The 24,067-nt window shown below is 66.6% G+C and carries 21 protein-coding genes and 1 tRNA gene; 12 read left to right on the forward strand and 10 right to left on the reverse strand.

Annotation, left to right across the window (positions count from 1 at the left end; genetic code table 11):
- Positions 1–14: 14 nt before the first annotated feature.
- Together ACTJI6_RS14765 and carA are read right to left on the reverse strand one after the other, a co-directional pair.
- The gene (locus tag ACTJI6_RS14765; RefSeq protein ID WP_440801757.1) at positions 15–2,063 is read right to left on the reverse strand and encodes a glycosyltransferase; all 2,049 of its coding nucleotides are present in this window, start codon (positions 2,061–2,063) and stop codon (positions 15–17) included.
- Between the two features lie 54 nt (positions 2,064–2,117).
- Complete coding sequence (carA, locus tag ACTJI6_RS14770) at positions 2,118–3,287, reverse strand: glutamine-hydrolyzing carbamoyl-phosphate synthase small subunit (RefSeq protein WP_440801758.1); 1,170 nt, start codon at positions 3,285–3,287, stop codon at positions 2,118–2,120.
- Positions 3,288–3,414: 127 nt separating this feature from the next.
- Here carA and ACTJI6_RS14775 point away from each other — a divergent pair, with 127 nt between their 5' ends.
- Positions 3,415–3,876 (forward strand): GatB/YqeY domain-containing protein, encoded by a 462-nt coding sequence (locus ACTJI6_RS14775; protein ID WP_126152771.1) that lies wholly within the window; start codon positions 3,415–3,417, stop codon positions 3,874–3,876.
- A 40-nt stretch (positions 3,877–3,916) separates the two neighbouring features.
- Entirely contained in the window at positions 3,917–4,108 is a 192-nt protein-coding gene (locus tag ACTJI6_RS14780) for a DUF3008 family protein (RefSeq protein ID WP_126152770.1), read from the forward strand.
- Here ACTJI6_RS14780 and ACTJI6_RS14785 read toward each other — a convergent pair whose 3' ends face one another.
- The 5 genes from ACTJI6_RS14785 to lipB form a co-directional block, all read right to left on the reverse strand.
- On the reverse strand, positions 4,109–4,603 hold the full coding sequence (locus tag ACTJI6_RS14785; RefSeq protein WP_126152769.1) for a DUF2244 domain-containing protein: 495 nt from the start codon (positions 4,601–4,603) through the stop codon (positions 4,109–4,111).
- 9 nt (positions 4,604–4,612) lie between these two features.
- A complete protein-coding gene (gene ctaD, locus ACTJI6_RS14790; RefSeq protein WP_126152768.1) occupies positions 4,613–6,289 on the reverse strand; it encodes a cytochrome c oxidase subunit I in 1,677 nt (558 codons plus the stop codon).
- A 139-nt stretch (positions 6,290–6,428) separates the two neighbouring features.
- Positions 6,429–6,866 carry a universal stress protein gene (locus ACTJI6_RS14795; RefSeq protein WP_440801760.1) on the reverse strand — a complete coding sequence of 146 codons (438 nt, stop codon included), beginning with the start codon at positions 6,864–6,866 and terminating at the stop codon, positions 6,429–6,431.
- Between the two features lie 150 nt (positions 6,867–7,016).
- Entirely contained in the window at positions 7,017–7,433 is a 417-nt protein-coding gene (locus tag ACTJI6_RS14800; protein WP_126152766.1) for a c-type cytochrome, read from the reverse strand.
- Positions 7,434–7,480: 47 nt separating this feature from the next.
- Positions 7,481–8,182 carry a lipoyl(octanoyl) transferase LipB gene (gene lipB / locus ACTJI6_RS14805; RefSeq protein ID WP_440801807.1) on the reverse strand — a complete coding sequence of 234 codons (702 nt, stop codon included), beginning with the start codon at positions 8,180–8,182 and terminating at the stop codon, positions 7,481–7,483.
- 103 nt (positions 8,183–8,285) lie between these two features.
- Here lipB and ACTJI6_RS14810 point away from each other — a divergent pair.
- From ACTJI6_RS14810 to ACTJI6_RS14845, 8 genes are all read left to right on the forward strand, one after another.
- Positions 8,286–8,372 (forward strand) — tRNA-Leu (locus ACTJI6_RS14810).
- A 59-nt stretch (positions 8,373–8,431) separates the two neighbouring features.
- Complete coding sequence (locus ACTJI6_RS14815) at positions 8,432–9,601, forward strand: nucleotide sugar dehydrogenase (RefSeq protein WP_440801763.1); 1,170 nt, start codon at positions 8,432–8,434, stop codon at positions 9,599–9,601.
- Positions 9,598–10,740: an RsmB/NOP family class I SAM-dependent RNA methyltransferase gene (locus ACTJI6_RS14820; protein ID WP_440801766.1), complete on the forward strand. Its 1,143-nt coding sequence runs from the start codon at positions 9,598–9,600 to the stop codon at positions 10,738–10,740. The genes ACTJI6_RS14815 and ACTJI6_RS14820 overlap by 4 nt, the downstream gene beginning before the upstream one ends.
- Positions 10,741–10,820: 80 nt before the next feature.
- Entirely contained in the window at positions 10,821–12,902 is a 2,082-nt protein-coding gene (locus tag ACTJI6_RS14825; RefSeq protein WP_440801767.1) for an ATP-binding response regulator, read from the forward strand.
- Positions 12,903–13,078: 176 nt separating this feature from the next.
- Positions 13,079–14,155 (forward strand): recombinase RecA, encoded by a 1,077-nt coding sequence (recA, locus tag ACTJI6_RS14830; RefSeq protein WP_126155369.1) that lies wholly within the window; start codon positions 13,079–13,081, stop codon positions 14,153–14,155.
- Between the two features lie 182 nt (positions 14,156–14,337).
- A complete protein-coding gene (gene alaS, locus ACTJI6_RS14835; RefSeq protein ID WP_440801769.1) occupies positions 14,338–16,995 on the forward strand; it encodes an alanine--tRNA ligase in 2,658 nt (885 codons plus the stop codon).
- Entirely contained in the window at positions 16,992–17,291 is a 300-nt protein-coding gene (locus ACTJI6_RS14840; protein WP_440801771.1) for a DUF1330 domain-containing protein, read from the forward strand. The genes alaS and ACTJI6_RS14840 overlap by 4 nt, the downstream gene beginning before the upstream one ends.
- Positions 17,292–17,352: 61 nt before the next feature.
- A complete protein-coding gene (locus tag ACTJI6_RS14845) occupies positions 17,353–18,147 on the forward strand; it encodes a class II glutamine amidotransferase (protein WP_126155366.1) in 795 nt (264 codons plus the stop codon).
- A gap of 3 nt (positions 18,148–18,150) precedes the next feature.
- Here the strand turns inward: ACTJI6_RS14845 and ACTJI6_RS14850 are convergent, their stop codons facing one another.
- Entirely contained in the window at positions 18,151–18,588 is a 438-nt protein-coding gene (locus ACTJI6_RS14850; protein WP_440801774.1) for a DUF4177 domain-containing protein, read from the reverse strand.
- Positions 18,589–18,670: 82 nt separating this feature from the next.
- Complete coding sequence (gene gatB / locus ACTJI6_RS14855) at positions 18,671–20,200, reverse strand: Asp-tRNA(Asn)/Glu-tRNA(Gln) amidotransferase subunit GatB (protein WP_440801775.1); 1,530 nt, start codon at positions 20,198–20,200, stop codon at positions 18,671–18,673.
- A gap of 294 nt (positions 20,201–20,494) precedes the next feature.
- On the opposite strand from gatB, the gene ACTJI6_RS14860 reads away from it, so the two are divergent.
- Positions 20,495–21,115, forward strand: a complete 621-nt coding sequence (locus ACTJI6_RS14860; protein WP_440801776.1) for a lytic transglycosylase domain-containing protein — start codon at positions 20,495–20,497, stop codon at positions 21,113–21,115.
- Positions 21,116–21,201: 86 nt separating this feature from the next.
- On the opposite strand, the gene ACTJI6_RS14865 is transcribed toward ACTJI6_RS14860, so the two are convergent.
- Complete coding sequence (locus ACTJI6_RS14865) at positions 21,202–22,587, reverse strand: M20/M25/M40 family metallo-hydrolase (RefSeq protein WP_440801778.1); 1,386 nt, start codon at positions 22,585–22,587, stop codon at positions 21,202–21,204.
- Positions 22,588–22,753: 166 nt separating this feature from the next.
- Here ACTJI6_RS14865 and hemA point away from each other — a divergent pair, with 166 nt between their 5' ends.
- Complete coding sequence (hemA, locus tag ACTJI6_RS14870; protein ID WP_440801780.1) at positions 22,754–23,983, forward strand: 5-aminolevulinate synthase; 1,230 nt, start codon at positions 22,754–22,756, stop codon at positions 23,981–23,983.
- Positions 23,984–24,067: the final 84 nt, after the last annotated feature.

The raw sequence follows: 24,067 nt of genomic DNA on the forward strand, positions 1-24,067 counted from the left end.
GCAGGCCGCCAGGGTCAGGCGGTTTTGCGGATCGGCACGGCAGGCGGCGCGGCGATATCCACGATGGGCGCGGCGGGCCGGGCAGCGGGGGCCGGGTCGCCGATCTGGCCCAGCAGGGGGATCGAGACGGTCCCCTCGGGCACCCCCGTATCGGCGGCGTCATAGATGCCATGCGCGGTCTTGTCCCAGTAGAAGGGCTTGACCACGACCTCGTAGATGGCCTTCCACCCGGCCAGGCAGCCCAGCGGGAAATACAGGTGCAGGCTGGGTACCCAAGCCATCAGGTGGCGATGCTTGTCCGCCCGCACGGCCCACATGCCGACACCGATGGACAGCAGTTCGGACGCGACGAAAGTCCCGAACAGCGCCGGGATCGCATAGCCGCCCCAGACTCCCGCCAGCGGCTCGCGCAGCGGATGCGGCAGGCCCAGGCTCAGCAGCCAGAAGCTCCACAGGACCGGGGCCAGCAGGTATTGCGACAGGCTGCCCAGGAACTGAATCTGGAAGCCGATGAAGCGCCACGCGCCAAGTTCGCGCCACAGCAGGCGGGGGCTGCGCATATGGACGCCCCAGGTCATCGCGTAGCCTTTCAACCAGCGGGACCGCTGCTTGATCCAGGGTAGGGCGCGGCAATTCGCCTCTTCATCCGTGGTGGTGTCGATGATCTCAGTCCGCCAGCCGCGCCGGGCCAAGCGCACGCCCAGGTCGGCGTCCTCGGTCACGTTCCAGGCGTCCCAGGCGCCGACCTGTTCCAGCGCGTCGCGGCGGAAGAACAGCGTGGTACCGCCCAGGGGTACGACCAGGCCCAGCCGTGCGACACCGGGCAGGATCACCCGGAACCAGGCCGCGTATTCGATGGTGAAGCAGCGCGCCAGCCAGTTGGTGCGCGGGTTATAGTAATCCAGCGCGCCTTGCAGGCAGGCCACGTCGGCGGCGGCAAAGTGGAAGCGGCGCGCGACGGTGTGCAACTGGTCGGGATCGGGCCGGTCCTCGGCATCCCAGACGCCGATGATCGCGCCCCGGCAGAAGTTCAGCGCATAGTTCAGGGCGCGCGGTTTCGTCTGCACGGGACCGTTCGGCACCTCGACCACGCGGATCCAGCCGGGCAGGCGGGCGCCTTGCAGGGCGTTGCGGGTCACCTGGTCGCTGGCTTCGATCACCAGCAGGATGTCCATCAGCTCTCGCGGATAATCCAGGCGCGACAGCCGCGCCACCAGCTTGCCCGCGACATCGCTTTCGCGAAACAGCGGCACCATGACCGAGATCACGGGCAGCGGCCCGGTCATTTCCGCCCGCGCGGCACGGCCCTGGGCCAGGTCTTCGGCCTGGGCGCGCTCCTCGGCCTGGATGCGACGGCTGGCGATCAGGGCCGCCAGCTTCAGACCGCTTTGCGCGACCAGCGACAACGTGGCCCACAGGGTCAGCGCCGACAGCACCGCCACCGGCACCAGCCACAGACCAAGCGCCAGGGCCGCCATGGCGCCCAAGGCGATGCGGCCGGTCCGCGCCTCGTTCCGGGACCGGCAGGATTCGGCGGCGGGCACGCGCATTTCCGCCTTGCGGATCATGGCGATGCGGCGCGAGGCCAGGACGGCCGCCTGCACCTGGTCCTCGGAGCACAGCAGCATCCGCACTTGGCCGAAGCTGTCGGGCAGGCCGGGGATCAGGTCGGCGAAAAGCTCGGGGCGGGCGGTGGCGATCCAGGTGACGCCGCCGATGCGGCGCCAGGGCAGGACGGCGTTGGCCAGGCAGAATTCCGCGCCCAAGGCGTCGATCAGGCGCGGATCGCCCGGCGTCCGCGCGGGATCGAGCGCCGAGGTCCGCCACTGGCGGCACAGCGCGCGCAGCAGCGCCTCGGGCGTGACCCAGCCTTGCGACAGAAGGATCTGGCCCAGGCGGCTGCTTTGCCGCCCGCGCATCACGGTGGCCTTCAGCAGGTTTCCGGGATCGACGGCGCCGTCTTCCAGCAGCAACTGCCCCAGGGGCGCGTGGTGGCGCGGCGCCATGGTCGGCGCGGGGGCTGCATCGTCGGGAACAAAGGCAACTGGTTGAGAACTGACCATGGGCGATTCCCTGTTGGATCGCCCATGGGTGCCATGAAAGCGGTTAAGAAGACGTTAAGCCCCCGCCCCCTGGACGCCTGTCCTGCGGCCGCGCATGGCATCGGCGAAACGCTGGAACAGATACAGGCTGTCCTGCGGCCCCGGCGCGGCCTCGGGGTGGTACTGCACCGAGAAGACCGGCTTGTCCTGGACCCGGATGCCGCAATTGCTGCCGTCGAACAGGCTGACATGCGTTTCGATCACGCCTTGGGGCAGGGTCTGGCTGTCCACCGCGAAGCCGTGGTTCATCGAGGTGATCTCGACCTTGCCGGTTTCGGTGTCGCGCACCGGATGGTTCGCGCCGTGATGGCCGTGGCCCATCTTCACCGTCCTTGCGCCAAGCGCCAGGGCCAGCATCTGGTGGCCCAGGCAGATACCGAAGATCGGCAGGTCGCGGTCCAGCAGGCTCTGGATCATCGGCACGGCATAGGCACCCGTCGCCTCGGGGTCGCCGGGGCCGTTCGACAGGAAAACCCCCTCGGGGTCGTGGGCCAGCACCTCATCAGCCGTGGCGGTGGCGGGCAGGACGGTCACGTCGGCACCGTAAGCCACCAGTGACCGCAGGATGTTGCGTTTCGCGCCATAATCCAGGGCCACGACCTTGAAGGGCTTATCCTCGGACGCCGTGCCGAAGCCCTTGGACCATTCCCAGGCCCCCTGGTCCCAGCGATAGCTTTGGCGGCAGGTGACATTCTTGGCCAGGTCCAGGCCGACGATGCCGGTCCAGGCCCGGGCGCGGGCGACCATCGCCGCGATGTCGAAATTGCCGTCCGGGTCATGGGCCAGCACCACATGCGGCGCGCCCTGCTGGCGGATCGCGCGGGTCAGGCGGCGAGTGTCGACCCCGCCGATGCCGATGCGGCCGCGCCGGGCCATCCAGCCGGGCAGGTCGCCCGCCGCGCGCCAGTTCGACGGATCTGTCGGATCCCAGCGGACCACGATGCCGCTGGCGACGGGATCGGGGGCCTCGTCGTCCTCGGGGGTGATGCCGGTGTTGCCGATATGGGGGAAGGTGAAGGTGACGATCTGGCTGGCATAGCTGGGATCGGTCATGATCTCTTGATAGCCGGTCATCGCGGTGTTGAAGACCAGCTCGGCCACGACCTCTCCGGGGGCGCCGAAGCCCTGGCCGTAGAAGACTGTCCCGTCGGCAAGCGCAAGGCAGGCGGTCGGTTTGTTGGCCATGGCGGCACCCTTTGTCTGAATCAGGCGGTGAATAGGGGGACGGGCGGGCAAGGTCAAGAACACAGCCCGCCTTGATTTGCCGCGCCCACTGGCCTAGATCGCAGGCTTTCGCGACCAGGAGATACCGATGGACCTGCGAGCCAGGCTGCAAGCCGCCACCAAGGACGCCATGAAGGCCAAGGACAGCGCGCGCCTGTCCACGCTGCGCCTGATCGGCGCCGCCATCAAGGACCGCGAAATCGCCGCCCGCACGGGCGATGGCGACGGCACGTTGAACGATGCCGACCTGATCGCGATCCTGTCGAAGATGGTCAAGCAGCGCCAGGAATCGGCCAAGGCCTACGAAGAAGGGGGGCGGCTGGAACTGGCCCAGAAGGAAGAATCCGAGATCGGCGTCATCCAGGAATTCCTGCCCCGGCAACTGACCGAGGCCGAAACCGCCGCCGCCATCGACGCCGCCATCGCCGCGCTTGGCGCGACGGGCATCCGCGACATGGGGCGCGTGATGGCGGAACTGCGCGACCGCCACGCCGGGCAGATGGATTTCGGCGCCGTCGGGCCGATGGTCAAGGCGCGGCTGCTGAACTGAAGCGGCCGCCATGCGTTCCGGCGGGCAGGAGGTAACAGCCATGCCCGCCAAATCGAAAGCCCAGCAGAAAGCCGCAGGCGCCGCCCTGTCCGCCAAGCGCGGCGACACCAAGGTCAAGGATCTGAAAGGCGCGTCCAAGGACATGTATGACAGCATGTCCGAAAGCCAGCTTGAGGATTTCGCCGAGACCAAGCGCAAGGGCAAGCCCGAGCATGTGACGAAAAAGGACTGATCAGCGCAGGCTGGCCAGCCGCCGTGTCAGGTCGTCATAAAGGCTGCGGCGTTCCTCGGGCGTGAGGAAGGCGCCCAGTTCGATCTCTCTCTGGCCGTCGGTCAGAGTCAGGTAGGATTCGACCGGCCCCTTGCGCAGGGCAGGCCGCAGCCAATAGCTGTTGGTCGTCCATTCCCGCAGCGCGCCGCCGGGATCGCGGCGCGACACGCGGACGGACTTTCGGTCCAAGACCAGTTCCTCGGCCATGTCGGCCTGGGCATAGCTGCGCTGGATCGCATACCAGACGCCGCCGATCACCAGCAGCACGAAGGGCAGCAGCCCCCACAGCACGGCGGTGCCCAGCATCGCCACCACAGGCAGCGCCATGAAGGCGGCCGTCAAGCCGATGAACCAGACGAACCCCGTGCGCGGCAGCGACCGATAAGGCCACAGCCGCAGCCGATATGACAAGGCCCCGGAGCGATCCGGGGCCGTATCCTGCCATTCATAAGGCATCGGTGGGCATCAATGCGCGTGGCTGTGGTCCCAGTCCTCGCGCTTGGGAAGCTGCTCGAACGTGTGTTCGGGCGGGGGCGAGGACAGGGTCCATTCCAGTGTGTCGGCATGTTCGTTCCAGTAGTTGTTCTGGGTGACGCGTTCGCCCGCGCGGAGCGTATAGAACACGATACCGATGAAGAACAGGAACGAGGCGAAGGAAAGATAGGCGCCCAGCGAGCTGATATAGTTCCAGTAGGCGAATTCCACCGGATAATCGATATAGCGGCGGGGCATCCCCTGGCGGCCCAGGAAGTGCTGGGGGAAGAAGGTCAGGTTCGCGCCGATGAACATCATCCAGAAATGCAGCTTGCCCGCCCATTCGGGATATTGGCGCCCCGACATCTTGCCGATCCAGTAATAGACGCCCGCGAACAGCGCGAAGACCGCGCCCAGCGACATCACATAGTGGAAATGCGCAACGACGTAGTAGGTGTCGTGATACACGCGGTCCAGCGGCGCCTGCGACAGCACCACGCCGGTGACGCCGCCCACGGTGAACAGGAACAGGAACCCGAAGGCCCACAGCATCGGCGTCTTGAACTCGATGGACCCGCCCCACATCGTCGCGATCCACGAGAACACCTTGATGCCCGTGGGCACGGCGATGGTCATGGTGGCCAGCATGAAATAGGACTGCTGGGTCAGCGACATGCCGACGGTGTACATGTGGTGCGCCCAGACGACGAAGCCCAGCACCCCGATCGCGGCCATCGCCAGCACCATCGGCAGATAGCCGAAGATCGGCTTCTTGGCGAAGGTGGCGATGACGTGGCTGATGATGCCGAAGCCGGGCAGGATGATGATGTATACTTCCGGGTGGCCGAAGAACCACAGGATATGCTGGTACAGGATCGGGTCGCCGCCGCCGGCCGGGTTGAAGAAGTTGGTGCCGAAGTTGCGGTCCATCAGCAGCATGGTGATGGCGCCGGCCAGCACCGGCAGGGCCAGCAGGATCAGCCAGGCGGTGATGAAGACCGACCAGGCGAACAGCGGCACCTTGAACAGCGTCATGCCGGGGGCGCGCATGTTCAGGAAGGTGGTGATGATGTTGATCGACCCCAGGATCGAGGACGCGCCCGAGACGTGGACGGCGAAGATCGCCAGGTCCATCGAATAGCCCGCCTCGGTCGTGGACAGCGGCGGATACAGCACCCAGCCGACGCCCGAGCCCATCTGGTCCGACCCGCCCGGCGCCAGCAGCGAGGCCACGCCAAGCGCCACGCCCGCCACATACATCCAGTAGGACAGGTTGTTCAGGCGCGGAAAGCTCATGTCCGGGGCGCCGATATGCAGCGGCATGAAATAGTTGCCGAAACCGCCGAACAGCGCCGGAATCACCACGAAGAACATCATCAGGACGCCGTGATAGGTGATCATCACGTTCCACAGATGGCCGTTCGGGGTGCATTCGGCCGAGGCGTCGGCGATGAAGCGCGCACCCTCCAGGCACATGTACTGGACGCCCGGATGCTGCAGTTCCATCCGCATGTAGACCGTGAACGAGACTGCGATCAGCCCGACGATCCCTGCGGTGAACAGGTAAAGGATACCGATGTCCTTGTGATTGGTGGACATGAACCAGCGGGTGAAGAACCCGCGTTGGTCGTGATGGTCGTCGTGGCCATGAACGGCTGCGTCTGCCATACCCGAACTCCCTCAGATATAGTGATCCGGTCCGGCAGACCGGCAATTCCCTGGGGTCGTTCTAGACCAGCCGTGCCGACCCGGCAATGCCCTAAGGTCGCCGGGGCGACAGCTTTTGGTGGCAGATGCTGCGGGCGGGTCAGCGATAGACCAGCACCGGGATCTTGGAATGCGTCAGGATCCGGGTGGCCTGGCTGCCCATCACGACCGCCGCCACGCCGCGCCGCCCGTGGGACGCCATGGCGATCAGGTCGCAGCCCTCTTCCAGCGCAGTGTCGATAATCGCCTGCCAGGGGTCGTCGTGCCACTTGTGATGCGTCTGGACCCGGACGCCCGCCGCCTCGGCCTTGGCGCGGGCGGCCTTCAGAACCCGGTCTGCATAGGCGGCCGCATCGGCGTCATAGCTGGATCGGCTGCTTTCGACCTGCATCGCGTCGGTGCTGAGGATGTGGAACGGTTCGGTCACGGTGACGATCATCACCGCCGCGCCCAGGCTGGCGGCCAGGGCCACGCCCTTGTCGACGGCCTGACCGGCCAGTTCGGACCCGTCGGTCGGGATCAGGATATGCTTGAACATGATGCTCCTCCTCTCGCGGCGGCGGCGCGCCGATGGCGCGCGGGCCTGGTTGCGGCGCCGACGCTGCCACAAGAAGGGCAGGGGAAACATGACTTGAATCAAACAGGCCGGCCCCGAGGACCGGCCTGCTCGGCGGCGCGTCCGCCCGCGCTATTGTCCGGCGGTGGCCAGGAAGGCCGCGATGTCGGCCTGGTTCTTGTTCAGCTTGAAGGTCATCTTGGTGCGGGCCGACGAATCGCCGGTCTTTTCCTGCACGAACTTGTTGGGATCGGTCATGTAGGCGGCCAGATCCTCGGGCGTCCAGACCTCGCCCGCATCCTTCAGGGCAATCAGCGCCTCGGAATACTTGAAGCCTTCCTCGGATCCTGCGGGCCGTCCGACCACGCCAAAGAGGTTCGGTCCCGTCTTGCCGCCCTTCACGATGTCCTCGCCCGAGGGCGACTGGATCATGTGGCAGGCCTTGCACTTGCGGAATTCCTTTTCTCCGGCGGCGGCATCCCCGTCCTGTGCAAGCGCGGGTGTCGCTAGGGCGGCGCCCAGCAGGGCGCCGATGATGGCAAATCTCATTCTTTTCCTCGCTATTCCAAAGATCTTGGAAGTCCCAACAGAACACCTTAAGGGGCCGAAGCGGATTCGCCACCCGTCAGAAGGTCGCACCCCGCCCTGCCGCCTTGGCCGAAGATCGTATCGAAGCCGTGGCGCAGCGCCAGATCAAGGTCGCCCATGCCGACCGGCAGGCCCAGGTCGACCAGGCTGGTCACGCCATGCCCGCTGATCCCGCAGGGCACGATCCCGGAATAATGGCTCAGGTCCGGTTCGACATTGATGGCGATGCCGTGAAAGCTGACCCAGCGGCGCAGCTTGACGCCGATGGCCGCGATCTTGTCGTCGCGCATCGTCCCGTCTGGCAGGGGCGCCTTGTCCGGGCGCGGCACCCAGACGCCGACCCGCCCGTCGCGGATCACCCCGGTCACGCCGAACTCCGCCAGGGCGGCGATTACCCACGCCTCCAGCCGGGCCACGAAGGCGCGGACGTCGCGGCCGCGCCGATTCAGGTCCAGCATCATATAGACGATCCGCTGCCCCGGCCCGTGATAGGTGTATTGCCCGCCCCGCCCCGCGACATGGACGGGAAAGCGCGCCTCCAGCAGGTCGCCGTCGCGCGCGCTGGTTCCGGCGGTGTAGAGCGGCGGATGTTCGACTAGCCAGACCAGTTCGTCCGCCTGGCCCGCATGGATCGCCGCGACCCGCGCCTCCATGAAGGACACGGCCTCGTCGTAACCCGTCAGCCCCTGCGCCGTGATCCATTCCACCATGGCCCCGATCTGGCCCGGCGCGCGCCCGGCGTCAAGCCGGGGCGGCAGAATCCCCCTTTTCAATCCCCCTTGCCTCGGCTATCACCCGCCGCACTGCCCGGATGCGGTCGTGGCGGAATTGGTAGACGCGCAGCGTTGAGGTCGCTGTTCCTTAACCGGAGTGGAAGTTCGAGTCTTCTCGACCGCACCATCTTTCCCTGACACATCCAGATGAAACCGGGCGACGGCCCGTTGCGGATGAGGGATACGATGAAGATAGCGGTTGTCGGCCTTGGCTATGTCGGCTTGTCGAATGCGGTTCTGCTGGCGCAGCATTCCACCGTGGTGGCCCTGGACATCGACAAGGCCCGCGTGGACGCCGTCAACGCCCGGAACTCCCCCATCGAGGATGCCGAGATCAGCCGCTTCTTCGCAGAGCGCGATCTGGACCTGACGGCCACCTCCGATGCCCGGCAGGCCCTGGGCGGCGCGGATTTCGTGATCGTGGCGACGCCCACCAACTATGACCCCCGGACGAACAGCTTCGACACCAGCTCGGTCGAGGCGGTGATCGCCCTGGCCCGCCAGCACGCCCCCGCCACGCCGATCATCGTCAAGTCCACGGTTCCGGTCGGCTTCACCAGCCGGATGCGGGCCGCAACCGGCTTCGAGGGCATCATCTTCTCGCCCGAGTTCCTGCGCGAGGGGCTGGCGCTGCACGACAACCTGCATCCCAGCCGCATCGTGGTCGGCGACAAGGGCGAGGCCGGGCGGCGCTTCGCGGCGCTTCTGGCGGAAGGCGCGCTGGACCGGGACGTGCCCGTCCTGTTCACCGAATCGACCGAGGCCGAGGCGATCAAGCTGTTCGCCAACACCTTCCTGGCAATGCGCGTGGCCTATTTCAACGAGCTGGACAGCTATGCCCTGACCAACGGGCTGGACCCGCGCGCGATCATCGAGGGCGTCGGTCTGGATCCGCGGGTGGGCGATTACTACAACAACCCGTCCTTCGGCTATGGCGGCTATTGTCTGCCCAAGGACACCAAGCAGTTGCTGGCGAACTATTCGTCGGTGCCGCAGAACCTGATCGCGGCCATCGTGGAATCCAACCGCACCCGCAAGGACTTCATCGCCGAGCAGATCGTCGCCCGCAATCCCCGGACGGTCGGGATCTATCGCCTGGTGATGAAGGAAGGGTCGGACAATTTCCGCGACAGCGCCGTGCAGGGGATCATGAAGCGGATCAAGGCCAAGGGCATCGCCTGCGTCGTCTACGAACCGGCCCTGGCGGCGGATCACTTCTTCCATTCGCCGGTGGAACGGGATCTGGCGGCGTTCAAGGCCCGGTCCGACCTGATCATCGCCAACCGCCGCCACGACGACCTGGCCGACGTGGCCGACAAGCTGTTCACCCGCGACCTGCTGCAACGCGACCTATGACGCCTGCCGCCCGCATCTCTGCCGCGATCGGGATTCTGGATCATGTCCTTGCGGGCCTGCCCGCCGAACAGGCGCTGCTGCGGTGGTCGCGGTCCAGCCGGTTCGCGGGATCCGGGGACCGGGCGGCGGTGCGGGATCTGGTCTTCGACGCCCTGCGCTGCCGCGACAGCCACGCGGCGCTTGGCGGGGCGCTGTCGGGCAGGGGGCTGATGATCGGCGGTCTGCGCGCGGCGGGCCGCGACCCGGCAGAGCTTTTCACCGGCCAGGGCCATGCGCCCGCGCCCCTGGGACCGGACGACCGGCCCGGCACGGCGGACGGCATCGCCGATATCCCCGACTGGATCCGCCCCCTGTGGGACGCGTCCCTGCGGGATCGGGCCAGTGCCGTCGCCGACCGGATGCGCCAGCGCGCGCCGGTCTGGCTGCGGGTCAACCCCATCAAGGCGGATGCCGCCACGGCCGTCGACGCGCTGGCCCAGGACGGGATCGCCGTGGAATCCGATGCGCGCCTTCCCACCGCCCTGCGGGTGACGGCGCATGAACGGCGTCTGTCGCAAGGCCGCGCCTATCGCGACGGTCTGGTCGAGCTTCAGGATCTCTCCCCGCAACTGGCCTGCGCCGCCTTGCCCCTGGCCGCCGGAATGCGGGTGCTGGATTACTGCGCCGGCGGCGGCGGCAAGACTTTGGCCGTCGCGGGCCGCGCGCCGGGGCTGACCCTGGTGGCCCATGACGCCGATCCCGCCCGGATGCGGGACTTGCCGCAACGGGCGGAACGCGCGGGTGTCAGCGTCCAGGTCACCGCCGCACCGAAGGGCGTCTTCGATCTGGTCATCGCCGACGTGCCCTGTTCGGGTTCGGGAACCTGGCGGCGCACGCCCGATTCGAAATGGCGCCTGACCTCGCAGGGCTTGCGCGACCTAGCGGCGGTGCAGGCGCAGATCCTGCGCCGGGCGGCGGATCTTGTCAGGCCGGGCGGGCATCTGGCCTATATGACCTGTTCGGTCCTGGACGGCGAAAACGGCGCGCAGGTCGACCAGATTTTGGCTGAAAATCCGGGCTTTCGACAGGTTTCGCGGCAATCCTGGACGCCGCTTGAGGCCAGCGACGGCTTTTTCCTGTCCCTGATGGCGCGCGGATGAAGCGGCGGGCTGCTATTAACGGCTTGTTAAGCGGTTTGGCGGTATCGACGATCCTGAAGGCTTGGAAGGGGGCTAGACGGATGACATCCGGGGAAACGCAATCCGCCGTCTCTCGCAATGCGGCCGTGGCGCTTCCGCTGCTGATGCTGCCGGTGGTGGTCGCCGCCGTGGCGGCGCTGGCGCTGCCGCAAAGCGGCTATGGGCTGGCGGCGCTTGTGATCGGCACCATCGCGGTGGCCTGGTACATCCTGGGGGGCGTGATCTCGCTGGGCTATGTGCTGGACCGGCTGGCGGCGCGGCGTGCCCTGGCCTCGATCCGGCACGAGGTCGTGGCGGCCGCCGATCCGATCTGGATCTGCGATTCCGACGGCCTGGTGGTCTTGCAGAACGAGGCGTCGCGGACCGGCTTCGGCGACATCGCCGGGCAGAACATCCTGCGGCTGGTCTCGCAGTTGCGGGCGGACGCCCTGGACGATCTGAGCGGGCTGGTGCGCCGTGCGGGCTATGTCGGCTGCGCGGACCTGGCGCTTGGCTCGGGCGATACGCTGACGCTCAGCCGGGCCGAGGATGCGCCCTTGCAGGTCTGGTCCTATCACCGGCAGGGCACCCCGCCCCCCGACCCCCTCGCCGCCGACGAGGCCGAGACCCCCGACGATTTCGAGGCGATCCCCGTGGCCCTGCTGCGCATCGCGCCCAACGGCTATATCCGCCGGGCGAACGCGGCGGCGCGGCGCCTGCTGGGCGCCAGCTTGCCGCAGGGCGCCGATCCCGTCCATATCGGCAGCCTGCTGGACGGTCCCGGCCGCCCGGCGGGGGAATGGATCGCCGAAACCCATGCCGCGCGCCGCAGCGACGGCCGATCCGAGGTGTTGCGCCTGCGTGCGCGCGACGACGCGGCCAAGGAACAGCATTTCCAGGTGACGCTGGCCATGGATCCGGTCGAACAGCCGGGCCTGATCGCGGTCCTGAACGACGCAAGCGCGCTCAAGACGCTCGAGGCGCAGTTCGTGCAAAGCCAGAAGATGCAGGCCATCGGCCAACTGGCGGGGGGCGTCGCGCATGACTTCAACAACCTGCTGACCGCGATCCGCGGCCATTGCGACCTGTTGATGCTGCGCCACGACAAGGGCGATCCCGATTATGCCGACCTGGACCAGATCGGCCAGAACGCCAACCGTGCGGCTTCACTGGTGGGGCAGCTTCTGGCCTTTTCGCGCCGCCAGCAATTGCAGCTGGAAACGCTGGACACGCGCGACGTTCTGGCGGAGCTGACCCATCTGCTGAACCGGCTGGTGGGCGAGAAGATCACCCTGACGATCAGCCACGACCCCACCCTGCGCGCCATCCGCGCCGACAAGAGACAATTGGAGCAGGTCATCATGAACCTTGTCGTGAATGCCCGCGACGCCATGCCTGCGGGCGGCAATATCGAGATCAGGACCGATGTCCTGTCGATCGACGACCTCGCCCGCGACAAGGTGTCCCTGCCCAAGGGCGATTACCTGCGCATCCGCGTCACCGACGAAGGCTGCGGCATCGAGGCGGGGCTTGTCGACAAGATCTTCGAGCCGTTCTTCACCACCAAGCGCGTGGGCGAGGGGACCGGGCTGGGCCTGTCCACCGCCTATGGCATCGTCAAGCAGACCGGCGGCTATATCTTCTGCGACAGCGAGGTGGGCAAGGGCACCTGCTTTTCGCTCTACTTCCCCGCCCAGGCGGGCGTCCGGCAGGCCGTCCGCCCGGTGGCCGCCGCGACCGAGATGACCCAGATCTTGCAGCGCGCCAGCGTCCTTCTGGTCGAGGACGAGGCCCCCGTCCGAGCTTTCGCCGCGCGCGCTCTGCGCCTGAAGGGCTACGAGGTTCACGAGGCCGCCAGCGCCGAGGAGGCGCTGGCCCTGCTGGACGGCGGGCTGACGGTCGACATCTTCGTCACCGATGTAGTGATGCCCGGTATGGACGGGCCAAGCTGGGTCCGCGCCGCCCTGCGCGACCGGCCCGAAACGAGGGTCGTCTTCATGTCCGGCTATACCGAGGACATCTTCGGCGAAGGCCACAACCCGATCCCGAACGCGGCCTTCCTGGCGAAACCCTTTACTCTGAACGAACTGATCCAGGCGGTCGCCCGCCAGATGCAGGATCCGCCCCGCAGGCTGGATGCGTGAACGGTTTGTTAATCACTCGGATCCAGACTGGTTGAGGAAATGTAATTCCCGGCCGGATAACGCTTGAAAAAGCCGCCGGCAGCGCGCATCTATCCACAGGAACAAGAAGTGAACATAAACCATCGTGGTCGGCAGATTGCCCCGTCGGCCAGGCTGTGAAATAACGGTGAGGACGTATGGCACAGGCGAGCATCTTCGACATGAACGACAAGCGCAGCGCGGACAAGCAGAAGGCGCTCGACAGCGCCCTTGCCCAGATCGAACGCCAGTTCGGCAAGGGTTCGATCATGAAGCTGGGCAAGGACAGCCCCGTGGCCGAGATCGAGGCGACCTCGACGGGATCGCTGGGGCTGGACATCGCGCTTGGCATCGGCGGCCTGCCCAAGGGCCGCATCATCGAGATTTTCGGGCCGGAAAGCTCGGGCAAGACCACGCTGACGCTGCATGTGGTGGCCGAGGAACAGAAGAAGGGCGGCGTCTGCGCCTTCGTGGATGCGGAACATGCGCTGGATCCGCAATACGCCAAGAAGCTGGGCGTGAATCTGGACGAACTGCTGATCAGCCAGCCCGATACCGGCGAACAGGCGCTTGAGATCGTGGATACGCTGGTCCGGTCCGGCGCGGTCAGCCTGGTCGTGGTCGATTCGGTCGCGGCGCTGACCCCCAAGTCCGAGATCGAAGGCGACATGGGCGACATGCAGATGGGCAGCCAGGCCCGCCTGATGAGCCAGGCGATGCGCAAGCTGACCGCCAGCATCGGGCGGTCGAACTGCATGGTGATCTTCATCAACCAGATCCGCATGAAGATCGGCGTGATGTTCGGCAATCCCGAGACGACGACGGGCGGCAATGCGCTGAAATTCTATGCCTCGGTGCGCCTGGACATCCGCCGCACCGGCGCCGTCAAGGACCGCGACGAGGTGATCGGCAACACCACTCGCGTGAAGGTGGTCAAGAACAAGGTGGCCCCTCCGTTCAGGCAGGTGGAATTCGACATCATGTATGGCGAAGGCATCAGCAAGGTGGGCGAACTGATCGACCTGGGCGTCAAGGCGGGCGTGGTCGAAAAGTCGGGCGCCTGGTATTCCTATGGCGACGAACGCATCGGCCAAGGCCGCGAGAACGCCAAGCAGTTCCTGCGCGACAATCCCGAAAAGGCCATGGCGATCGAGGACAAGATCCGCGCCAGCCACGGCCTTGAATTCGGCGCCGAAGGCGGCGAATCCGAGGACGACAGCCTGACCGAGGAGTGATCGGCAGGCAGGTTGCAAGACCGGGGACGCGCGGGCAGGTTTGTCCGCGCGTTTTTTTATGCAGGCAACCCTGCGGGGCAGACCTGGTTCTGCGGCGATTGCTGGACAGGACGGGCTGCCGGTTATAGACCATTCGCCAGCCCGGCCCGTCGGGCCCCGCCCCTAGATTGCGAAAGCCCACCATGCCCACATTGAACGACATCCGCTCGACGTTCCTGAGCTTTTTCGAGCGTAACGGCCACCGCGTCGTCGAGTCCTCGCCTCTGGTGCCGCGCAACGATCCGACGCTGATGTTCACCAATTCGGGCATGGTGCAGTTCAAGAACCTGTTCACGGGGCTCGAGACGCGCGACTACAACCGCGCCACCACGGCGCAGAAATGCGTGCGCGCGGGCGGCAAGCACAACGACCTGGACAATGTGGGCTATACCGCCCGGCACCATACCTTCTTTGAAATGCTGGGCAATTTCAGCTTTGGCGACTATTTCAAGGACCAGGCGATCCCGTTCGCCTGGGAACTGCTGACCAAGGATTTCGGCATCCCCAAGGACAAGCTGCTGGTCACGGTCTATCACACCGACGACGAAGCCGCGAATATCTGGAAGAAAGTCGCTGGCTTGACCGACGACCGGATCATCCGCATCCCGACCAGCGACAACTTCTGGCAGATGGGTCCGACCGGCCCCTGCGGCCCCTGCACCGAGATTTTCTTCGACCACGGCGACCACATCTGGGGCGGCCCTCCGGGATCGGCGGACGAAGACGGCGACCGCTTCATCGAGATCTGGAACCTGGTCTTCATGCAGAACGAGCAGTTCGAGGACGGCTCGATGCGCGCGCTGGACATGCAGTCGATCGACACCGGCATGGGGCTGGAGCGGATCGGCGCGCTGCTGCAAGGCAAGCACGACAACTATGACACCGACCTGATGCGGTCGCTGATCGAGGCCAGCGCCCACGCGACCAGCAACGACCCCGACGGGCCGGGCAAGGTCCACCACCGCGTCATCGCCGACCACCTGCGGTCCACCAGCTTCCTGATCGCCGACGGGGTGATGCCCAGCAATGAAGGGCGCGGTTATGTGCTGCGGCGGATCATGCGCCGGGCGATGCGGCACGCGCATATGCTGGGCGCGCAGGATCCGGTGATGCACCGGCTGGTGCCCGCCCTGGTCAGGCAGATGGGCGCGGCCTATCCTGAACTGACCCGCGCCCAGGCAATGATCGAGGAAACCCTGCGCAGCGAGGAAACCCGCTTCCGCCAGACGCTGGATCGCGGGCTGCGGCTTCTGGATGACGAACTGTCGCGTCTGCCCGAGGGCGCGAACCTGCCCGGTGAGGCGGCGTTCAAGCTGTATGACACTTATGGCTTCCCGCTGGATTTGACGCAGGACGCCTTGCGCGAAAGGGGCCGGTCGGTCGATACCGCCGGTTTCGACGCCGCCATGGCGGAACAGAAAGCCAAGGCGCGCGCAGCCTGGGCGGGGTCGGGCGAATCCAAGGACGCCGCCATCTGGTACGAACTGGCCGAAAAGCACGGCGCGACCGAATTCCTGGGCTATGACACCGAGGAGGCCGAGGGCCAGATCCTCGCCGTCGTCGCGGATGGCGCCGATGTGGGCGAGGCGACCGAAGGGCAGACCGTGCATCTGGTGGTCAACCAGTCGCCCTTCTACGCCGAATCCGGCGGCCAGGTCGGCGATACGGGCCTGATCAAGACCGAAACCGGCGCGGCCCGCGTCACCGACACCAAGAAGGTTGCGGGTGTCTTCCTGCATGTGGCCGAGGTGACTCTGGGCACGATCAGCCGGGGGCAGGGCGCGACGCTCTCGGTCGATCACGGGCGCCGCAGCGCGATCCGGGCCAACCACTCGGCCACCCACCTGCTGCACGAGGCGCTGCGCCGCGCGCTGGGCGAGCATGTCGCACAGCGCGGCAGCCTGAACGCGCCGGACCGGCTGCGCTTCGATTTCAGCCACAACAGCGCCGTGTCGGCCGAGGAACTGGCCCGGATCGAGGCCGAGGTGAACGATTTCATCCGCCAGAACAGCCCGGTCGAGACGCGGATCATGACGCCCGACGACGCGCGAGCCCTGGGCGCGCAGGCGCTGTTCGGCGAGAAATACGGGGACGAGGTGCGGGTCGTGTCGATGGGCAACCTGTCGGGCAGCGGCAAGGGCGCTGACGGTGCGACCTATTCGCTGGAGCTGTGCGGCGGTACCCATGTCGCGCGCACCGGCGATATCGGCGCCTTTGCCCTGCTGGGCGACAGCGCCAGCAGCGCCGGGGTGCGGCGGATCGAGGCGCTGACGGGCCAGGCCGCCCTGGCGCATCTGCGCCATTCCGACAGCCAGCTGTCCGAGATCGCGGGCATCCTGAAGGCGCAGGCGGGCGATGTCGTCAACCGCGTCAAGGCGCTGGCGGACGAACGCAAGGCGCTTGCCAACGAGGTCGCGCAGTTGAAGCGGCAGCTTGCCATGGGCGGCGGTCAGGCGCAGGCGGCCAAGGACATCGGCGGCGTCAAGTTCATCGGCCGCCGGGTCGAGGGCGTGGGCGGCAAGGAACTGGGCGCGCTTGTCGATGAGATGAAGTCGCAGCTTGGCAGCGGCGCGGTGCTGGTCCTGGCCGAGGCCGAGGGCAAGGCCACCGTCGCCGCGGGCGTTACGCCCGATCTGGTGGACCGGATCAGCGCCGTGACGCTGGTGCAGACCGCGACGGCCGCGCTTGGCGGCAAGGGCGGCGGCGGGCGCCCCGACCGAGCCCAGGGCGGCGCGCCCAGTCTTGCGGCCGCTGATGACGCCATCGCCCAGGTTGAAAAACTGCTGGAGGAAACGGCATGACCGCGTTGTGGATTGCCCATGTGAGCGTCACCGATGCCGAGGCGTACGCCAAATACGCGCAGGCCGCAGGTCCGGCGATCGCCGCGCATGGCGGGGTTTTCCTGGCGCGCGGCGGGCGTTACCAGCAAATGGAGGGCAACGACCGCCCCCGCAACGTGGTTGCCCGCTTTCCCAGCTTTGATGCCGCCGTTGCCTGCTATAACAGCAGCGAATATCAGGCGGCGCTGACTCATGCCAAGGGCGCGTCCGAACGCGACCTTGTGATCGTCGAGGAAACGGCTCCGCCTGCGGAATAGGCTATTTTCTTCATCCTTTCGTGGTATTCATGACGGAAAGAAGACACGAAGGGGCAGGGTCATGTGCCGTTGGGCCGCCTATGTGGGCCAACCGATCTTTCTGGAAGACATCGTCAGCCGCCCGGATCACTCGCTGATCCGGCAAAGCCAGGGCGCGCGGCGCTGCGTCACGGCGGTCAACGCGGACGGGTTCGGGCTGGCCTGGTATGGCGACCGGCCCGAACCGGGGCTTTACCGCGACGTGATGCCCGCCTGGTCCGATCCGAACCTGCACAGCCTGGTCGCCCAGGTCCGGTCGGGGCTGTTCATGGCGCATGTCCGCGCATCCACCGGAACGGCGACCAGCCGGACCAACTGTCACCCCTTCGTCGCCGGCCGATGGAGCTTCATGCATAACGGCCAGTTCGGCGGCTATGACGGTTTTCGCCGCGATGCCGACGTGATGATCACCGACGAATTCTATCCTCACCGCAAAGGCGCCACCGACAGCGAGGCGCTGTTCCTGATCGCCCTGGGCGAGGGGCTGGACCGCGATCCCAAGGGCGCGATGGAACGGGCGATGGCGCGGCTGACCGACCTGGCGATGCGGCGGGGCAGCGCGCCCCATGTGCGGGCGGCCTGCGCGTTTTCCGATGGGCAGCGCCTTTACGCGATCCGCCATGCCAGCGACGATCAGGCGCCCAGCCTGTTCCACCGCTGGTCCCAGACCCGTAACGGCCGCGCCGTGGTGTCCGAGCCGCTGGAAACCGATGAGAACGACTGGACCGAGGTGCCGCCGGGCAGCTTCTGCATCTTCGACCGCGACAGCGTGACGGTGCAGCCGTTCGTCCCGCCGGTGCAGGCCCGCGCGGCCTGACCGTTATCCCTGTAACGGGGCGGTGCGAGGAGCAGGGGGCGTTGCGTCTTCCGTCGCCGCGACGACCGGGCTGCCTGTGGAATGATCGCTGGGCTGCGGCGCCGCCGCCTGCGGCAGAGCCGGCACGGGTTCGGGCGCGCGCGCGGGCGAGGCTGCGGCGGGGTATTCCGGCTGCGGCTGGCGCGCCATCGTCCCGGCTGCCGGGGCTGAAACCGCGCGGCGGAAGACCAGCAGGTTGTGATACACGGTGCTGCGCCCGGTCAGGCCGCTGCGTTCCTCGCTGGGCAGCACGTCGGCGCGGACATATTCCCAGCCGTCGCGCGCCATGCGGTTCAGTTCGGCAGTCAGGGCGACGGCATAGCGGTCGCCCGGCGTCTTGGCGTCCTTGGCCTTTTCGCCACGCGAGGGTGCGGGCACGACGCTGTATTCGAAATGGCTCAAGGGATGCTTCCTTCTTTTCCGGCGGGCCGCGCCCTGTAACTTGACAGCCTGTGGGATGTTCCGGCGGCAGGCCGCCGGTCCGTCACATGCCCAGCTTCCGGGCGACCAGGTCGTTGACCGCCGCCGGATTGGCCTTGCCGCCGGTGGCCTTCAGCACCTGGCCCACGAACCAGCCGGCCAGTTTCGGATTGGCCTTGGCCTTTTCCACCTGGGCGGGGTTGGCCGCGATGATGTCGTCCACCGCCTTTTCGATGGCGCCCAGGTCGGTGACCTGCTTCATGCCGCGGCTTTCCACGATCTGCGCGGGATCCCCCCCTTCGGTCCAGAGGATCTCGAACAGATCCTTGGCGATCTTGCCGGAAATCGCGCCCGAGCCGATCAGGTCGATCACGCCGCCAAGCTGGGCTGCCGAGACGGGCGAGGTCTCGACGCCGAGGCCCTCCTTGTTCAGGCGGCCGAACAGTTCGTTGATGACCCAGTTCGCGGCCATCTTGCCGTCGCGGCCCCCCGAATCTCCGCCACCGACCACCGCCTCGAAGTAGTCGGCGTTCTCGACCTCGGCCGTCAGCACGCCCGCGTCGTATTCCGACAGGCCCATTTCCTTGACGAAACGGGCCTTCTTCTCATCCGGCAGTTCGGGCATCCGGCCTGCGATCTCATCGACCCAGGCCTGTTCGATGTCCAGCGGCAGCAGGTCGGGGTCGGGGAAATAGCGGTAATCGTGCGCTTCCTCCTTGGACCGCATCGACCGCGTCTCGCCCTTGTCGGGATCATACAGGCGGGTTTCCTGCACCACCGTGCCGCCATCCTCGATAATGGCGATCTGGCGGCGCGCCTCGTATTCGATGGCGGCCTGGATAAAGCGCAGCGAGTTCATGTTCTTGATCTCGCAGCGGGTGCCCAGGTGGCTGAAATCCTGGGTTTCCTGATAGCGTTCGTAATCGCCCGGCTTGCAGACGCTGACGTTCACGTCGGCGCGCAGGTTCCCGTTCTGCATATTGCCGTCGCAGGTGCCCAGATAGCGCATGATCTGGCGCAGCTTCGCGACATAGGCCGCCGCCTCCTCGGGGCCGCGTATGTCGGGGCGGCTGACGATTTCCATCAGCGCGACGCCGGTGCGGTTCAGGTCGACGAAGGACATGTTGGGGTCCATGTCGTGGATCGACTTGCCCGCGTCCTGTTCCAGGTGGATGCGTTCGATGCGGACGCGGCGGGCGACGCCGGGCGCCATGTCCACGATCACCTCGCCCTCGCCCACGATGGGGTGATAAAGCTGGCTGATCTGGTAGCCCTGCGGCAGGTCCGGGTAGAAATAGTTCTTGCGGTCGAAGGCCGAGCGCAGGTTAATCGCGGCCTTCAGGCCCAGGCCCGTGCGCACCGCCTGGGCCACACAGAATTCGTTGATGACCGGCAGCATCCCCGGCATGGCGGCATCGACGAAGGCCACATGGCTGTTCGGTTCCGCCCCGAAGCCGGTCGAGGCGCCGGAAAACAGCTTCGCATTCGAGGCGACCTGGGCATGGACCTCAAGCCCGATGACCAGTTCCCAGTCGCCCTTGGCCCCGGCGATGGTCTTGGGCTGGGGCGCGGTGAAGGAAAGATGGTCGAGCATCGGAAACCTCGGATCGGGCTGGCGGATTTTGCATGTGCAGGTCTTTTAGGTCAGCGCGCCGATGATGTCACGGGGGCGGCGGGCCAAAAGCGGCAGGCTCCGGCGAATCGCGGGTTGGCACGAAACGGGCGCATAAATCGTTAACGCCGGGGTGTTAAACGGGCCATCGGCGGATTTCCGACCATCGGAAATCCGTCGCTTGGCGCGATGCCGCCGACGATTCCGGGGCAGGCTTGCGCGATTTTCCGGGCCGGATAAGGGGATGGGCTGACGAAACAACCCTTTGAGGTTCTGATGCGCGCTGCGCTTGTGCCCCTGGCCGCCCTGGCGTTTCTGGCCGCGTGCCAGTCCACCCTGTCCCCGCAACCCGAAAGCAAGGCGCAGGCCGACGCGCAGCAAATGCAGTTGGCAAGCAAGCCGCCGATGCGGTGGGGACAGGCAGCCGGGTCCGAGCAGTGGACGCAGGCCACGCTGGCCGCTCTGGACCGCGAGGGGGTCACGATCCTGTCGAACGTGCCGGGCGACATCCACACCTATTGCCCCAATTATGCCGAACTGAACACCACCGGGCGCAAGGCGTTCTGGGCGGGTCTGCTGTCGGCGGTGGCCAAGCACGAAAGCACCTACAACCCGCAGGCCAGCGGCGGCGGCGGCAAGTGGCTGGGCCTGATGCAGATCTCGCCCGCGACCTGGCGTCATTACGGCTGCGACGGCAACATCAGGAACGGCGGCGACAACATGTCCTGCGCGGTCAAGATCATGTCGCGGCAGGTGGCACGCGACAATGCCGTCGCCCAGGCCGAAGGCGGCTGGCGCGGCATCGCCCGCGACTGGGCGCCGCTGCGCAATGCCTCGAAGCGCGCCGACATTGCCGCCTGGACCAGCAGCCAGAGCTATTGCCAGCCGAAGGCGTAAGGGGCGCTGCCCCTCGGTCCTGCGGACCTCACCCCGGGATATTTCGGCACAGAAGAGGAGGGCGGGGGTTTTCCCCGCCTTTTTCCTTATCGCAGCGCCGCGATGATCCGCGCCCAGGACCGCGCGCCCCTGGCGAAGCTGTTCACGTCGTATTTCTCGTTCGGGGAATGGATGCGGTCGTCGTCGCGGGCAAAGCCCACCAGCATCGAACCCATGCCCAGAATGGACTTGAAATCCCCCGCGATGGGGATCGACCCGCCGCTGCCGATGAAGGCCGCGTCCTGCCCCCATTCGTCGCCCAGGGCGCGGCGCGCGGCGGTGAAGGCCGGGTCCGAGGTATCCATCACGCTGGCCGGGCTGCCGCCGTGTTCGTGGAATTCCACCGTGCAATCGGCGGGCAGGAAGCCTCGTACATGGTTCCGGAAGGCGGCGCGGATCGCCGCCGGATCCTGGGTGCCGGTCAGGCGAAAGCTGACCTTGGCGCGCGCCTCGGCCGGAAGCACCGTCTTGAATCCCTCGCCGGTATAGCCGCCGGCGATGCCGTTGATTTCGGCGGTGGGGCGGTTCCAGGCCATCTCGACCGGCATTCGGCCCCTTTCGCCGATCGGATCGGACAGGCCCACCCGGCCCAGCATCGCGCCCGCGTCGAAGCCCAGCGATTCCCAGTCGCGGCGCAGATCGGGCGCCAGATCCTGCACGCCGTCATAGAAGCCGGGCAGGGTGACGCGGCCGTCGGCGTCCTTCAGCGCGGCGAGCGCCTGGGCCAGGACCATGATCGGATTGGCCGCCAGCCCGCCGAAGAGGCCGGAATGCAGGTCGCGGTCGGCGCCGCGGATCACGACCTCCTCGCCCACCAGGCCGCGCAGCTGCGTGACGATGGCCGGGCGGGTGCCGCCGAACAATTCGGTGTCGCAGATCATCGCCAGCGACGCCCGCAGCTCGTCGGCGTTGTCGCGCAGGAACGGCCGCAGCGAGGGTGAGCCGGATTCCTCCTCTCCCTCGAACAGCAGGATCAGGTCGCTGGGCAATTCGCCGTGGACGTCGCGCCAGGCGCGGAACGCCTCGACGAAGGTCATCAGCTGGCCCTTGTCGTCGGACGCGCCGCGCGCGCGGATGACCCTGCCGTCGGGCGTCTCATCGATCAGCGGGTCGAAGGGCGGGCGGTCCCACAGGGACAACGGATCGACCGGCTGCACGTCGTAATGGCCATAGAACAGCAGGGGCCGCGCCCCGCCGGGCTGCGACCGGGCGACCACCATCGGATGGCCCGCCGTGTCGCGGATCGAGGCGTCAAAGCCCAGCCCCGCCAATTCGTCGCGCAGCCACTCGGCCGCCGCCCGCACATCGCCCGCATGGGCCGGATCGGTCGAGATCGAGGGGATGCGCAGAAAGGCGCAAAGCCGGTCGAGCGCGGCGTCCAGGCCCCGATCCAGCCGATCCAGGACGGCGTCCAATGTGGTATCCTGTGTCATCCTGTCCTCTGCTTTCCGAGTCGTTTTATAGGATTTTTGCATGGTCCTTTGGTCGACCTGCGACAATTTTAACCTGTCATTCGCGTCGTTTGACATGTATCAACGCAAGACCGCGCGCGATCTGACAATGATTGCACCCAGCCAGCTATGCAAGGGAACGCCCGCAATGAATTATGATGCCGCCCTGGACCAGGCTATCGGTCGGCTGCATGAGGAAGGGCGCTATCGCACCTTCATCGACATCGAGCGGACGAAGGGTCAATTCCCGCAGGCCGTCTGGACGCGCCCCGATGGCGAAACGCAGGACATCACCGTCTGGTGCGGCAACGACTATCTGGGCATGGGCCAGCATCCCGTGGTGCTGGAGGCGATGCACGAGGCCCTGGACGCCGTGGGCGCCGGGTCGGGCGGGACGCGCAACATTTCCGGCACCACCGTCTATCATAAAAGGCTAGAGGCCGAACTGGCCGATCTGCACGGCAAGGAAGCGGCCCTGGTGTTTTCCAGCGCCTATATCGCCAATGACGCGACGCTTTCGACGCTGCGCAAGCTGTTTCCCGGCCTGATCATCTATTCGGACGAGCTGAATCATGCGTCCATGATCGAGGGGATCAAGCGCTTCGACGGCGCCAAGCGGATTTTCCGCCACAACGACGTTGCCCATCTGCGGCAGTTGCTGGCCGCCGACGATCCGGCCCTGCCCAAGCTGATCGCCTTTGAGTCCATCTATTCGATGGACGGCGATTTCGGTCCGATCAAGGCGATCTGCGATCTGGCGGACGAATTCAACGCCCTGACCTATCTGGACGAGGTTCATGCGGTCGGCATGTACGGGCCGCGCGGCGGCGGCGTGGCGGAACGCGACGGGCTGATGGACCGCATCGACATCTTCAACGGCACCCTGGGCAAGGCCTTCGGCGTCTTCGGCGGCTATATCGCCGGGACGGCCAAGATGATGGACGCGATCCGGTCCTATGCGCCGGGCTTCATCTTCACGACCTCTCTGCCGCCCGCGGTGGCGGCGGGGGCCGCGGCCTCGATCGCCTTCCTGAAGGGGGCCGAGGGCCAGCACCTGCGCGACGCCCAGCAACTGCACGCCCGGATCCTGAAGATGCGGCTGAAGTCCCTGGGAATGCCGATCATCGACCACGGCAGCCATATCGTGCCGGTCCATGTCGGCCATCCTGTCCACTGCAAAATGCTGTCGGACATGCTGCTGCGGGACTATGGCATCTATGTCCAGCCGATCAACTTCCCCACCGTGCCGCGCGGCACGGAACGGCTGCGCTTCACCCCGTCCCCGGTCCATGCGCCCCGCCAGATCGATCATCTGGTCAAGGCAATGGACAAGTTGTGGTCGCATTGCGCACTCAACCGCCAGGAAATGAGCGCCTGATACATTCGGCGGATGAACTGCTCTCGCCTGCGTGATAAGCTCGCGTTAAACAACAAAAGGTAACGTCTGATTCGGGCGTTTCCG

The sequence above is a fragment of the Paracoccus sp. 22332 genome, from assembly GCF_052045125.1.
Lineage (GTDB): Bacteria > Pseudomonadota > Alphaproteobacteria > Rhodobacterales > Rhodobacteraceae > Paracoccus > Paracoccus haematequi_A.

Coding starts and splice junctions, on each gene's coding strand:
- ACTJI6_RS14765 (WP_440801757.1), bottom strand. CDS start 2,063: ATGGTCAGTTCTCAACCAGTTGCCTTTGTTCCCGACGATGCAGCCCCC.
- carA (WP_440801758.1), bottom strand. CDS start 3,287: ATGGCCAACAAACCGACCGCCTGCCTTGCGCTTGCCGACGGGACAGTC.
- ACTJI6_RS14775 (WP_126152771.1), top strand. CDS start 3,415: ATGGACCTGCGAGCCAGGCTGCAAGCCGCCACCAAGGACGCCATGAAG.
- ACTJI6_RS14780 (WP_126152770.1), top strand. CDS start 3,917: ATGCCCGCCAAATCGAAAGCCCAGCAGAAAGCCGCAGGCGCCGCCCTG.
- ACTJI6_RS14785 (WP_126152769.1), bottom strand. CDS start 4,603: ATGCCTTATGAATGGCAGGATACGGCCCCGGATCGCTCCGGGGCCTTG.
- ctaD (WP_126152768.1), bottom strand. CDS start 6,289: ATGGCAGACGCAGCCGTTCATGGCCACGACGACCATCACGACCAACGC.
- ACTJI6_RS14795 (WP_440801760.1), bottom strand. CDS start 6,866: ATGTTCAAGCATATCCTGATCCCGACCGACGGGTCCGAACTGGCCGGT.
- ACTJI6_RS14800 (WP_126152766.1), bottom strand. CDS start 7,433: ATGAGATTTGCCATCATCGGCGCCCTGCTGGGCGCCGCCCTAGCGACA.
- lipB (WP_440801807.1), bottom strand. CDS start 8,182: ATGGTGGAATGGATCACGGCGCAGGGGCTGACGGGTTACGACGAGGCC.
- ACTJI6_RS14815 (WP_440801763.1), top strand. CDS start 8,432: ATGAAGATAGCGGTTGTCGGCCTTGGCTATGTCGGCTTGTCGAATGCG.
- ACTJI6_RS14820 (WP_440801766.1), top strand. CDS start 9,598: ATGACGCCTGCCGCCCGCATCTCTGCCGCGATCGGGATTCTGGATCAT.
- ACTJI6_RS14825 (WP_440801767.1), top strand. CDS start 10,821: ATGACATCCGGGGAAACGCAATCCGCCGTCTCTCGCAATGCGGCCGTG.
- recA (WP_126155369.1), top strand. CDS start 13,079: ATGGCACAGGCGAGCATCTTCGACATGAACGACAAGCGCAGCGCGGAC.
- alaS (WP_440801769.1), top strand. CDS start 14,338: ATGCCCACATTGAACGACATCCGCTCGACGTTCCTGAGCTTTTTCGAG.
- ACTJI6_RS14840 (WP_440801771.1), top strand. CDS start 16,992: ATGACCGCGTTGTGGATTGCCCATGTGAGCGTCACCGATGCCGAGGCG.
- ACTJI6_RS14845 (WP_126155366.1), top strand. CDS start 17,353: ATGTGCCGTTGGGCCGCCTATGTGGGCCAACCGATCTTTCTGGAAGAC.
- gatB (WP_440801775.1), bottom strand. CDS start 20,200: ATGCTCGACCATCTTTCCTTCACCGCGCCCCAGCCCAAGACCATCGCC.
- ACTJI6_RS14860 (WP_440801776.1), top strand. CDS start 20,495: ATGCGCGCTGCGCTTGTGCCCCTGGCCGCCCTGGCGTTTCTGGCCGCG.
- ACTJI6_RS14865 (WP_440801778.1), bottom strand. CDS start 22,587: ATGACACAGGATACCACATTGGACGCCGTCCTGGATCGGCTGGATCGG.
- hemA (WP_440801780.1), top strand. CDS start 22,754: ATGAATTATGATGCCGCCCTGGACCAGGCTATCGGTCGGCTGCATGAG.